At 47.7% G+C, this 12,879-nt stretch carries 11 protein-coding genes and 1 pseudogene; 9 read left to right on the top strand and 3 right to left on the bottom strand.

The features are described 5' to 3' along the window. The first annotated feature begins 156 nt into the window (after nt 1-156). Complete coding sequence (locus EOO50_RS01520) at nt 157-1,149, top strand: alpha/beta hydrolase (RefSeq protein WP_290837200.1); 993 nt, start codon at nt 157-159, stop codon at nt 1,147-1,149. Between the two features lie 141 nt (nt 1,150-1,290). Here the strand turns inward: EOO50_RS01520 and EOO50_RS01525 are convergent, their stop codons facing one another. After that, on the bottom strand, nt 1,291-3,207 hold the full coding sequence (locus EOO50_RS01525) for a M1 family aminopeptidase (RefSeq protein ID WP_290837201.1): 1,917 nt from the start codon (nt 3,205-3,207) through the stop codon (nt 1,291-1,293). Nucleotides 3,208-3,432: 225 nt separating this feature from the next. Between EOO50_RS01525 and serS the strand changes: the two genes are divergently transcribed. The 5 genes from serS (at nt 3,433) to mgtE (ending at nt 9,361) form a co-directional block, all read left to right on the top strand. After that, a complete protein-coding gene (gene serS / locus EOO50_RS01530; RefSeq protein ID WP_290837202.1) occupies nt 3,433-4,704 on the top strand; it encodes a serine--tRNA ligase in 1,272 nt (423 codons plus the stop codon). 103 nt (nt 4,705-4,807) lie between these two features. Then, entirely contained in the window at nt 4,808-6,586 is a 1,779-nt protein-coding gene (locus tag EOO50_RS01535; RefSeq protein WP_290837203.1) for a tetratricopeptide repeat protein, read from the top strand. A gap of 329 nt (nt 6,587-6,915) precedes the next feature. After that, nucleotides 6,916-7,236, top strand: a complete 321-nt coding sequence (locus EOO50_RS01540; protein WP_290837204.1) for a DUF4286 family protein — start codon at nt 6,916-6,918, stop codon at nt 7,234-7,236. Between the two features lie 3 nt (nt 7,237-7,239). Then, nucleotides 7,240-8,019: a 16S rRNA (adenine(1518)-N(6)/adenine(1519)-N(6))-dimethyltransferase RsmA gene (gene rsmA, locus EOO50_RS01545; RefSeq protein ID WP_290837205.1), complete on the top strand. Its 780-nt coding sequence runs from the start codon at nt 7,240-7,242 to the stop codon at nt 8,017-8,019. Next, entirely contained in the window at nt 8,009-9,361 is a 1,353-nt protein-coding gene (mgtE, locus tag EOO50_RS01550; protein ID WP_290837206.1) for a magnesium transporter, read from the top strand. The genes rsmA and mgtE overlap by 11 nt, the downstream gene beginning before the upstream one ends. Here the strand turns inward: mgtE and EOO50_RS01555 are convergent. Together EOO50_RS01555 and EOO50_RS01560 are read right to left on the bottom strand one after the other, a co-directional pair. Beyond that, a complete protein-coding gene (locus EOO50_RS01555; protein ID WP_290837207.1) occupies nt 9,358-9,678 on the bottom strand; it encodes a four-helix bundle copper-binding protein in 321 nt (106 codons plus the stop codon). The genes mgtE and EOO50_RS01555 overlap by 4 nt on opposite strands. 95 nt (nt 9,679-9,773) lie before the next feature. Further along, nucleotides 9,774-10,643, bottom strand: a complete 870-nt coding sequence (locus tag EOO50_RS01560; protein WP_290837208.1) for a hypothetical protein — start codon at nt 10,641-10,643, stop codon at nt 9,774-9,776. 176 nt (nt 10,644-10,819) lie between these two features. On the opposite strand from EOO50_RS01560, the gene EOO50_RS01565 reads away from it, so the two are divergent. From EOO50_RS01565 to EOO50_RS17695, 3 genes and pseudogenes are all read left to right on the top strand, one after another. After that, entirely contained in the window at nt 10,820-11,470 is a 651-nt protein-coding gene (locus EOO50_RS01565) for a hypothetical protein (protein WP_290837209.1), read from the top strand. Between the two features lie 37 nt (nt 11,471-11,507). After that, nucleotides 11,508-12,443, top strand: a pseudogene (locus EOO50_RS01570) (2-hydroxyacid dehydrogenase); the annotation flags it as partial. Continuing rightward, a complete protein-coding gene (locus EOO50_RS17695; RefSeq protein ID WP_363331694.1) occupies nt 12,435-12,854 on the top strand; it encodes a VOC family protein in 420 nt (139 codons plus the stop codon). The pseudogene EOO50_RS01570 and the gene EOO50_RS17695, both read left to right, overlap by 9 nt. Nucleotides 12,855-12,879: the final 25 nt, after the last annotated feature.

The following is a 12,879-nucleotide window of genomic DNA, read 5'->3' on the forward strand; positions in this document are numbered from 1 at the left end:
AAACGCGACCTTAAGCCAGATGTTTAAAACCATTAAGCTCATTAAGCCCGTTAAGGTTTGATCTTAATGATCTTAATGCGCTTAATGGTTTAAAAAATCAGTAAGCGAATCGGTTGCAAATAAACTAACGTTTTTAAACTTCGATAAAAGCCAGCTATGAAAAATCTAATTCTTTTCCTACTAATCAGTTTGTCTGTTTCATCACAAGAAACAAACCTCGAAGTCTCGGGCCTAAAACTCGAAAACATAAAATACCCGTTTCCTGTAAAAGAAATCACGCTGCCCATCCAAGGCCAAAATCTGAAAATGGCCTACATGGACGCGCCGTCGAAAACGCCGAACGGGAAAACCGTCGTGCTGCTTCACGGAAAAAATTTCGCCGGATATTATTGGGAACAGACCGCAAAAGACTTGAACAAAAAAGGTTATCGTGTGATCATCCCGGACCAGATCGGTTTTGGGAAATCGGATAAACCCACGAATATTCAATACAGTTTTCAATTGCTTGCGCAAAACACGAAAGCGATCCTCGACGAGTTGAAAATCGGGAAAGTCTGCGTGCTCGGTCATTCGATGGGCGGCATGCTGGCCACGAGATTCGCGCTCATGTTTCCCGAACGAACCGAGAAACTCATCCTCGAAAACCCGATCGGCCTTGAAGACTGGAAAACCGTCGTGCCCTATCAGTCGGTCGATGATTGGTACCAGTCGGAACTGAAACAGGATTACAAGTCGATCAAAGAATACCAGCTCAAGTTTTATTTCGACAACAAATGGAAACCCGAATACGACAAAGGCGTGAATATTCTTGCGGGTTGGACGTTAAACAAGGATTATCCGATAATCGCAAAAAATTCGGCGCTCACCTACGACATGATTTTCACGCAGCCTGTCGTGTACGAATTTGAAAATATAAAAGTGCCGACGTTGCTTATCATCGGGCAACGCGACCGAACGGCTTTGGGCAAAGGAAAAGCTCCAAAAGATGTGCAGGAAAAATTGGGCAATTATCCCAAACTCGGGAAAGAAACCGCAGCGAAGATAAAAGGTTCGAAGTTGGTTGAAATCGACAATGTCGGGCACGCGCCCCACGTAGAAGCGTATGAAAAATTCATCGGGCCGTTGTCGGATTTTTTAAACGAAAATTAAAATCGCGTTAGACCTAACAGGTTTTTAAAACCTGTTAGGTCTAAGTTACAAACAATCCCGACCAAAAAGTACACTTTTCACGCATCATTTCATAAAAAAAGCCACTCGAATCAAGTGGCTTTTTTTAATAGTTAGAAGTGATTATTCCTTCACGAATTTAAACGTCCGCGTCCCGCCATCGGCGAAAATCGTGATGAAATGCACGCCGCTTGCCAAGTTCGAAACGTCGATGATTGGTGTTTTTGCGTTGAGCACGACTTGACCCAAAATGTTCGATACTTGCGCCTTTTCGAGTTGCACGCCATCGGGTAAATTGATGTTTACGACATCTTTTGCGGGGTTCGGATAAATAGTCGCCGCAGCCAAAGTCGCAACCGATGAAACGCCCAGACTCGCCGTGCTGTTCGCCGATACGATATGTCGGTTCGGATCGAATTCAACCGACGTCACCGCAAACGGAACTGCCATGTCGAAAGTCTGTCCGTCGAATGTGTTGTCAAGAACCAAATCCATTTGCTGTCCGCCGCTGCCAAAAACGCGAACGGGAACCGGCATTTCGAAGAATGGAACCGATATGTGCGACTGCGTCTGGTTCACCGTAAAATGAACGATGCCGCCGCTCCAATTCGAAGCCGTTACGTCGTATGTCGGATAACCTTGCATATAAAGCCAATCGTTGAAAAAACCATCGAGATCCATGCCCGAAGCCGCTTCCATGTGTTCTTGGAAATCGGTCGAAACCGCGTAACCGTATGCGTGAGCAGGATCGGCAAGGTAATTTTGGACGCCTTGGAAGAAGTCTTCATCGCCGATTTTCCAACGCAACATTTCAAGAACCATCGCGCCTTTGTTGTAGCTCAATCGGCTTGAGAAAATACGGTTGATGTTCGTGGCTTCCGATTCGGTCAAATACACGGCTCCGCTCGGAGATGAGGTGATGAAGTCGATCGCGTCGGCTTTCCAGTTGACGAACGCGTCGGCTCCATCGAAATTCTCGACGACCAATCCGGCCAAATACGTTGCAAAACCTTCGTTGAGCCAAATGTCTCTCCAAGATCCGCAAGTGACTTTGTCGCCAAACCATTGGTGTCCGAGTTCGTGAGCGATGAGTTCGCGGTTCCAGCCCGACATGAACGAAACGGTCGTGTGTTCCATTCCGCCGCCGTAACCGAATTGCGCGTGTCCGTATTTTTCGTTCGAGAACGGATACGTCTCGAAAAGACTTTCAAACAAAGTCATGATCGCAGGCGTTTGCCCGAAACCGGTTTGAGCCGCGATAAGGTTTTCAGGGTAGACGTAATTTACGATCGGGAAGGTGTTCGGAGCGGTTCCGGCGTTGATCGTAAACACGCTGTAATTCGTACATGCGATCGCGATCAGATATGCAGGAATCGGATAACCGTGATGGAAATGCGTCGTTTTGTTCGTGCCCGAAGTCGTCGTCCCGACCTGCAAGCCATTCGAAACACTCGTGTATTGCGAAGGCGCCGTAATATAAACGTCGATGCTGTTGATCTTGTCGTTCAAATCCTGTTTGCACGGCCACCAGTCGCGGGCGCCGAAAGGTTCCGACAACGTCCAGATAATCGGAGCGCCATTGTGCGTTTCCCTTTCAAAAGAACCGTCCTGTTGAGGCGGATTTCCCGAATACGTAATCACGACCGTACCCGCAGTTCCGGCGGTTTGGACGCTAGGCAACGTGATGATGAGCTCGTCGTTGGCATTCTGCGTGAAAACAAGATTCGCCGAATTTTTTGTCACCGACGTCACGACCAGCTCACTCGCCAAGTCAAAAGTGATCGTCGACATGTTCGACAAAGCGGTATAAGTCGTGGTCACGACGCCCGAAATGAAAGGCGTTACCGTGAGCGGATTTATCGATAATTGGAGTTGGTGATACGTAACGTCGTAGTTGAGCGTATTGGGATTCACTTGAACCGAAAGCAGCGATTCCGATGATTTCATTTCAGCCTCGGCGATGCGCGACGTTTCATGGACATGATTCTGGGCAACCGCGGAAACCGCAAATAACAGGGCAAGAAAGTAGTAGTTTTTCATTGAATCGGGAAAATTTGTGCGAAAGTAGATAATATAATCCTAACCGCGTGTTAATGTGATAATAAAGCCACAATGCGAAAGCTGATTTTTGACAAGATTTGATCGTCTTGTGAGAATTACCTCAGGTTCATTATTTACTTACGAAATTATCCGAATCTTCGTTCGCAATCGGGATAACAAAATTTCGGCCTATTTCCTTACATTTGCTGTCGTAAAAAATAAGCCATGTTACAGATAGCATACGTCAGGGACAACCAGCAAAAAGTGATTCAGGCGCTCGCCAAACGCAACATCGACGCAGCGGCGTTGGTAGCCGAGGTCGTAGCCTTGGACGAAAACCGCCGTTCGACACAAGTCGAGCTTGACAACACGCTAGCCGAATCCAACAAACTATCCAAAGACATCGGCGAACTCATGAAAAACGGCGAGAAGGCGAAAGCTGCGATCCTCAAGGAAAAAACCGTTTCCCTCAAGGAGAAAAGCAAGGAACTCGGTGAAAAACTCGAGGCCTTCGCTCATGAGTTGACTCAAAAAATGTACACCATCCCGAACCTTCCGGCCGACATCGTCCCGGTGGGCAAAACGCCTGAAGAAAACCTGAACGTTTTTGAAAGCGGCGAGATACCAAAACTTCACGAAGGCGCACAACCGCATTGGGATCTCGTGAAAAAATACGACATCATCGACTTCGAGCTCGGCGTGAAAATCACGGGCGCGGGATTTCCCGTTTATAAAGGAAAAGGCGCGAAGTTACAGCGCGCGCTCATTTCGTATTTCCTCGACAAGAACACTGACGCGGGTTACAAGGAATTCCAGGTGCCGCATCTGGTGAACGAAGCGTCTGGTTACGGAACGGGCCAACTTCCCGACAAGGAAGGCCAAATGTACCACGTCGGTGTGGACGATTTGTATTTGATCCCGACGGCCGAGGTGCCGGTGACGAACTTGTTCCGCGACGTAATCTTGAACGAGAGCGAACTCCCGGTTTTATGTACAGGTTACACGCCTTGTTTTAGACGCGAGGCCGGATCATACGGATCGCACGTGCGCGGTCTGAACCGTCTGCACCAATTCGACAAGGTGGAAATCGTCCGAATCGAAAAACCTGAAAACTCCTACGCGGCTCTCGACGGAATGGTCGAACACGTGAAAGAAATCCTCGAAGAACTAAAACTCCCGTACCGCGTTTTGCGTTTGTGCGGCGGCGACATGGGATTCGCATCGGCGTTGACATACGATTTCGAAGTGTTTTCGACGGCCCAGGATCGCTGGCTCGAGATCAGTTCGGTGTCGAATTTCGAAACCTTCCAATCGACGCGACTCAAATTGCGTTTCCGCGACAAGGAAGGCAAGAACCAACTCGCGCACACGCTCAACGGAAGCTCGCTCGCATTGCCGCGCGTTTTGGCGGGAATCATCGAAAATTACCAAACGCCTGAAGGCATCGTAATTCCGGAAGTGCTCCGAAAATATACAGGTTTCGACATCATAGATTAGTGCCTGAGAACCTGAGTGCCGGAGTGCCTGAGTAATTTGAAAAACGGATACTATTCGGGGAAAAAAAATGTTATATTGGTGTAGAAAAGGAAATTGTCCGAAAATGAAAATCAAAGCACTTCTTATCGTTTTTTTCATCTCGATGGCCGCGTTCGCCCAAAACGAGCAGCTTGCCCAGAATTACTTCGAGAAAGGCGATTTCGAAAAGGCGCGCCTGAGTTATCTCGAATTGTTCAAGAGCGTGCCGTCGAACAGCATTTATTTCATGCGGTTGGTCGAGTCCTATCAGCAATTATCGCAACTCGAAGAATCGGAGAAATTGTTGCGCGACAGGCTTGAAAAGTACCGACAGGCGGGAATTTTAGTAGAAATCGGATACAACTACCAGCTCAAGAAAGACGAAACCCAAGCCAAGAAATTTTACGAGGAAGCGATTTCGAAGATCGACAAGAATCCGGGTGAAATCTACACGGTCGGGCCGGCCTTTGAGAAACGTTCGCTGATCGAATACGCGTTGCGCGCCTACAAACTCGCGATCCAGAAAGAACCGAAACTCAATTTCAATTATCAAATGGCGATGTTGTACGGCCAATCGGGCAACACCGACATGATGATCAACACGTTTCTCGACGAAGCCTACACGAACCAGAACAGCAACATCGTCGTCCAAAATCAATTGTCGCGCTTCATGAGCGACGAAGCCGACACGAGTTTCAACGAAAACCTGCGTAAAGCGTTACTCGTGCGCGCCCAGAAAAACCAGGACATTTTTTGGAACCAATATCTGAGTTGGTTTTACGTGCAGCAAAAGGAGTACGGAAAGGCGTTCATCCAGGAAAAAGCGATTTACCGACGCGAACCTGAGACGTTCTCGAACATCGTAAACCTGGGCCAACTCGCAATCCAGGAAAAAGACGACGAAACGGCGAAGGAAATTTTCACGTTCATCCTTGAAAACACCAACGAAGTCGAATTGGTGATCGATGCGAATTATTATTTGCTCGGGCTTCGCATAAAAAACGCGACCGAAAAGGAGTACGCCTCGATCGAAGCTGACCTCCAGAAATTCATCGACCAAACCGGCCTAAACCAATTCAGCTTAAAAATGCAGATTCTGCAGGCGCATTTCGCGACGTTCAACCAGAATAATCCCGAACGCGGAAAAACGATCTTGAGAAAAGCGCTCGAGATGCAACTCAACAAATACCAGCAGGCCGATGTCAAAATGGAACTCGCCGATATTTTATTGTTTGAGGAAAAATTCAATCAGGCACTCATTTATTATTCGCAGATCGAGGACGATTTGAAGAACGATGCCGTCGGACATCAAGCGAGTCTAAAGTCGGCGAAAACGAGTTATTTCAAAGCCGATTTCACTTGGGCGCAGGCGCAATTCAAGACATTGAAGTCGGCGTCGACACAACTGATTGCGAACGACGCGCTCGAGTATTTCCTGCTGATCAGCGACAACACCGTCGAAGATTCGACCCAAACCGCGCTCACCAAGTTTGCCCACGCCGATTATTTGCTTTACAAGAACAAGAACAAGGAAGCGCTCGCCGAATTCAAGAATATCCTGGCCGAATTCAAAGGAAAGGAAATCGAAGCCGTGACGCTGCTGCGCGTCGGAAAAATCTATGAGAAACTCGGAGATTACGCGATGGCGCTTTCGCAATTCAAGGAAATCATAGACAAGCACGCCGACGGGATTTACGTGGACGAAGCGCTCTATTTCTCAGCCGACATCTACAATCTGTATCTCAAGGATCCCGAAAAAGCCAAACCGCTGTACGAAAAAGTCATCTTCGAACATCAGGATAGCATTTATTTCGTGGAGGCGAGGAAGAAATACAGGACGTTGCGCGGGGACACGAATTTGTAGAAATGACGAATGACGAATGACGAAAGACAAAAGACGAAAGACGAAAGACAAAGGACTTGGTTTACGATCCTGAAGACGAATAGGGAAGATTGAAATCTGTTCTCATAATTATGTTTGGATGGTCTGAAAGTCGAAAGACAAAAGACAAAAGACAAAGGACAGACGCGAGGTTTGAACCGCGATAAGTCTACTTTGGATCGTCTTTGCAAGGCGAAACGTGCAAATTAACGCAATCCACCGTTTGTCATTCGTCATTCGTCTTTCGTCAAAAAATTTCCGCGGAAGACAACGACTCAAATCAACGAATCAACGAATCAACAAATCAACGAATGATCATCTACAACATCACCATCAACATACACGAATCCGTCCACGACCAATGGATGGACTGGATGCAGCACAAACACATTTCAGACGTACTTGCGACGGGGAAATTCACATCGGCCCGAATGGTAAAAGTCCTGGTCGAGGAAGAAATGGGCGGCACGACGTATTCGGTTCAATTCACTGCCGACAGCCGCGAGCTGCTCGACCGATATTATGCTGAAGACGCGCCTCGATTGCGTGAGGAAAGCGCACAACTCTTCGGGGACAAAATGCTCGCGTTCCGCACCGAGCTCGAACACATTTCAGACCACAGCATCATCTAGGAAATGGATAAGGTAAAAGCTAAAAAACACCTCGGACAGCACTTTCTCAACGACGAGAACATCGCGCGCAAGATTGCCGAAACCCTGAGCGGCGAAGGCTACAGCGACGTGCTCGAGATTGGACCGGGCATGGGCGTTTTGACGAAATACCTGCTTGAAAAAGACTATACGACACACGTAATTGAGATCGATACGGAATCGGTCGAATACTTGAACGCGCATTATCCCAAACTGCACGGGAAGATCATCTCGAAAGATTTTCTAAAATATGATTTGAGCGAAGTTTTCAGGGACAAATCATTTGCAATCATCGGAAATTTCCCGTACAACATCTCGTCCCAAATCGTGTTCCGCGCGCTCGAACTGCGCAAGCAAATCCCAGAATTTTCAGGTATGTTCCAAAAGGAAGTGGCCGAACGGATTTGCGAAAAGAAAGGCACGAAAACCTACGGGATATTGTCGGTCCTCGTCCAGGCGTTTTACGACGCCGAGTATTTGTTTACCGTGAGCGAAAATGTTTTTACGCCTCCGCCAAAAGTAAAATCAGGCGTTCTGCGTTTGAGACGGAAGGAAAATTTCACGCTCGATTGCGATGAGAAACTGTTTTTCCGGGTCGTGAAAACCGCGTTCCAGCAGCGTAGAAAGACACTTCGTAACAGTTTAAAAACGTTCGCGATGTCAGATAAATTGCGCGAAAATCCTATCTTTGACCTGCGTCCGGAGCAACTCGACGTGGCGCAATTCATCTCGGTAACACAAAACATCCAGGCCGATGGAATTTAAGGTAAGCAAGGAACTCATATCGCAGATCGAAACGCTCATCGTGAGCAAAAATGACAGGGAACTTGAAGTCCTGCTCAACGATCTGCACCATGCCGACATTGCTGAAATCCTTGACGAACTCGACATCATCGAGGCGACTTATATCTTTAAGGTTCTCGATTCCGACAAGACGGCCGAAATTCTCCTCGAACTCGACGAAGAAGTCCGCGAGCGCATCCTGCAACAACTTTCAGCCAAAGAAATCGCCGAAGAGCTCGACGAACTCGACACGAACGACGCGGCCGACATCATCGCCGAACTTCCGCAAAGCAAGAAAGAAGAGGTAATCCTCGAGCTTCAGGACATGGAGCACGCCAAGGATATCGTGGAACTCTTGCGTTACGACGAACATTCCGCGGGTGGTTTGATGCACAAGGAACTCGTGAAAGTAAACGAGAACTGGAGCGTTTTGACGTGCGTGAAGGAAATGCGCATCCAGGCTGAAAACGTTTCCCGCGTCCATTCGATTTATGTGGTCGACGACGAGGACCGACTCAAAGGCCGACTGTCGCTTAAGGATTTATTGACGACATCTACAAAGACCGCGATCAGCGACGTTTACATCCGAAAACTGAATATGGTTAAGATTGATACCGAAGACGTCGAGGTCGCGCGTATCATGCAAAAATATGACTTGGAAGCGATTCCCGTGGTGGATGAAATGGGCCGATTGGTTGGACGTATCACGATCGATGACATCGTCGACGTAATCAAGGACGAAGCCGACAAGGATTACCAGTTGGCGGCCGGTATCTCGCAAGACGTCGAGGCCGATGACAGCATCCTCGATTTGACGCGCGCGCGTTTACCGTGGTTGGTTTTGGCGCTTTTGGGCGGATTCATCTCGGTTCGCGTGCTCGGCTTGTTCGAAGGCGCGATGCTCGAACACGGCCATTTGTTTTTCTTCACGCCTTTGATCGCGGCGATGGCGGGAAATGTGGGCGTGCAATCGTCGGCGATCATCGTTCAGGGTTTGGCAAACAATACCATCAGCGGCTCACTTTTTAACCGACTCATCAAAGAAGTTTCACTCGCTTTATTGAACGGTTGCATTCTCGCGATCATCCTTTTTCTGGGCAGCCACTTTTTGCTCAACGTCGAGATGATTATCGGGCTTATCGTGACGATCGCGTTGATTTCGGTGATTATCATCGCATCGCTGATCGGAACTTTTATTCCTATTCTGCTCGACAAATTCGGCATCGATCCCGCCCTCGCGACAGGTCCGTTCATCACGACGAGCAACGACATTTGCGGGATTTTGATTTACTTTTCGATCGCGAAACTGATCCTCGGATTTTAGGCGGCCATCATTCGGCAGGCTTGGGCGCATTTCCTGCACGCTTCGGCGCATGCTTGGCAATGATCGTGGTCGTGCTGCGAACATTCCATGGCGCAGGCGTCGCAGATTTCTGCACAAATGGCGCAGATATCGCCGGATTTTTCACTTTCGAACGCCATCAATTGCGCAGCTCCGTAGCAAATCGCGGCACATTCCATATCGAGTCGGATACATTTTACCATCATGTGGACATGTTCTTCTTTCGTACATGAAACCGCGCAATGGTTGCACGCGACGACACATTCCAAACAGGCTGAGATACATTCTTTATACGTCATGATTTTCGAGTTTAAAACTAAATTACCAAACTTCACCCTTAAAAGTTTTATGAAATCTGCGCGGCTTCATGTATAATTTAAAGCGACGTTACAACTTACCGTTTATCGTGATTGATAAAAGCGATCATCCTGTTATCGACTGACAGCATTTCGTTCATTTTGTTGACGCCTTTCGCGTTCAGATGGTTCGAGTTGTAGAAATTGCCGATGTCGCGACTGATTTTTGAGATATTGAGGTCAATCATTGGAATCGATAATCGGCGGCACATGATTCCCGTGTCTTTAAATTGCGCCGCTGCCGATAGGTTTTGATACACGGGAGTCTGGATGCACAATAATTGAATTCCGTTTGTGTTGCAAATTTGTTTGATTTCGCGAAGGCCTGACATTATCGAGTCAACTTGAGATGCATTGAAAAGATACTTGGACATTACATTGGAAACGGGCCGCGAAACCGTATCCCAAACAGCCTCCGATCTTGCGAAACCATAATTTTTGTACGATTGGTTTTCAGTCGCAAGGATAGCATTATAAAAAATCTTGTTGTGGATAAAAGCGAATGACGGGCAGTACGTTTCGCCGATATTGTACTTAAAGTATTCCACGTAGTCCGCATTAGCATCGGACGGGAAAAAAGCGTAGCGCGAATACTCGTCCTTAAGGGCGTTATTCTGCTTTTTGTTAAGCGGGTCGTATTCGCAAAAAGCATCAAAATTAAGGATAACGTATCGTGGCGGCCTGTTCGTTGCGAGATATCGCTCAAGGCGTAATTTGATAAGGTGCAATTCTGAATGCCCGTCGATGCCGATGTTTACGGCCGAGACTCCGAAACGGTTCTTGAAGAATGTCGGATCGAAATGCGCCCAGCAACGCGAGCTTCCTAAAAAGACAAGATCAGCGTTCACGTTATCGGTGAGGTCGAGGTTGTCATTCCCAAAAAGACTTTTCCCCGCAATTCTCGACATAATTGCAAATTGGAGGGCAATCGCCGCAATTATTACGATTCCCGAAAAAAGCGATATTTTGAACAGGAACTTGTACATAGGCGAATTTATGAAATAAGTCGAAACATTATAAATTATTCTTAAATCACGCGCGTCTTTTCAAATCAAATGTACATTTGCCACAAGTCCAAAAAATTATGAAACGGCTTTTTCTCTTACTGGTCCTGTTTGCGGCGAATTGTTTTGCGCAGTTTGACACTGGAAATAAGTCGTTGAACGTTTCCCCGATCGAAAGTCCGCTCACGATGCCTCCGCCGGTTGTGACACCTCCAAAAAAAGACCCGTTTTATGTGCCGCCTTCGATTAAGGGAGAACCGTCAGGCAACAGCGCAGGTTTGGATTTGGAGACTAAGATCGATTTTTCGGCCAAGAAACCACAGTACGACAATCCGGGCGCCGAGGTCGAGAAAAAACTCAACAAAGTCGGAGAAGGCGACATGTATAAAGTATTGCGCCGCAATCAAAATCTGGGCGATTTCAAGACAAAATCCGCTTTGGTCACGGTCCAATATCGCGACCACGGCGCCGTCGATGGCGACCAAATCCGTATTTGGCTAAATGATAAAGTCGTGCGTCAGATCGTGTACTTGACCGACATTTACAACGGCATCGACATTCCATTACAGCCGGGCTTCAACAAGATCGAATTCGAGGCGTTGAACCAAGGAACATCAGGACCGAATACGGCGGAATTCAGGGTTTTCGGTGACGACGGCAAAACCATTTCAGCGAACCGTTGGGATCTCGCGACGGGTTTCCGGGCGACGATGATCATCGTGAAGGAATAGTCGTTGAGTTTTTCTACTTTTGGGAAAACGAATCGCCGTGCCCGCAAAAATCCTCCACCTAGACAGCAACCATCCGTTATTACTTGAGCAATTGGCAATCGCCGGTTTCGAGAATTTTGAGGATTACAAATCATCGAAAGAGGAAATCGAGGCCAAGATCGCCGATTATCATGGAATCGTGATCCGAAGCCGTTTTAAAATTGACAAAACGTTTCTCGACAAAGCCGTAAACCTGCGTTTCATCGCGCGCGTCGGAGCCGGATTGGAAAGCATCGACACCGAATACGCCGAATCCAAAAACATCGCGTTGATTGCAGCGCCCGAAGGCAATCGAAACGCCGTCGGGGAACATTCGCTCGCGATGCTTTTATCGCTTTTCAACAAACTCAATTTAGCTGACGCCGAAGTGAAAGCCGGCCATTGGAACCGTGAGAAAAACCGCGGACATGAACTCGATGGCAAAACCGTCGGCATCATCGGATATGGAAATATGGGGAAATCGTTCGCGAAGAAATTGCGCGGTTTCGACGTAAACGTTTTGTGTTGCGACATCTTGAAAAACGTCGGAGATGCAAATGCCAAACAAGTTTCGCTTGAGAAGTTGCAGCAAAAGTCCGACGTGCTGAGCCTGCATATTCCATGGACGCCGCAAACCGATAAAATGGTGAACGCCGAATTCATCGGCGCGTTTCAAAAACCATTCTGGCTGATCAACACATCCCGCGGGAAAAACGTCGTAACCGATGATCTGGTTTCGGCATTGAAGTCGGGAAAAATACTTGGAGCAGGACTCGATGTCTTGGAGTATGAAAAATCGTCGTTCGAAACGCTGTTTTCAGGCGAGATTCCCGCGGCTTTCCGATATTTGTTAGAATCAAACAACGTTATATTATCGCCGCACATCGCGGGTTGGACCGTCGAAAGCAAGCAGCGTTTGGCGCAGGTTATCGTCGATAAGATCAAAATGCTTTATTTCGGAACACCTAAATCGGCGGAACCTGAAGCCCGCGTCACGGGAATAGGTGGCGTTTTCTTCAAGACAAAAAATCCCGACGAACTCAAGGATTGGTACAAAAAACACCTCGGCCTGAACACCGATCAATACGGTTGCACGTTCTGGTGGAAAGACCGATACGGCAACGATTGTTCGACGCAATGGTCGCCATTCGCTGAAGACACGACGTACTACGAACCATCGGAAAAACAATTCATGCAAAATTTTAGGGTTTCAAATCTCGATCTGCTCTTGGAGAAATTAGCGGCCGATGGCGTAACGATGGTAGGCGAGCCCGAAGCCCATGAATACGGCAAATTCGGTTGGATACTCGACCCTGAAGGCAACAAAATTGAACTTTGGGAGCCCAACGACCGCGCGTTTCTGTGATTTTTATTTATATTTAGCCGCTAAA

It is taken from the genome of Flavobacterium sp. (genome assembly GCF_004211145.1).
Lineage (GTDB): Bacteria > Bacteroidota > Bacteroidia > Flavobacteriales > Flavobacteriaceae > Flavobacterium.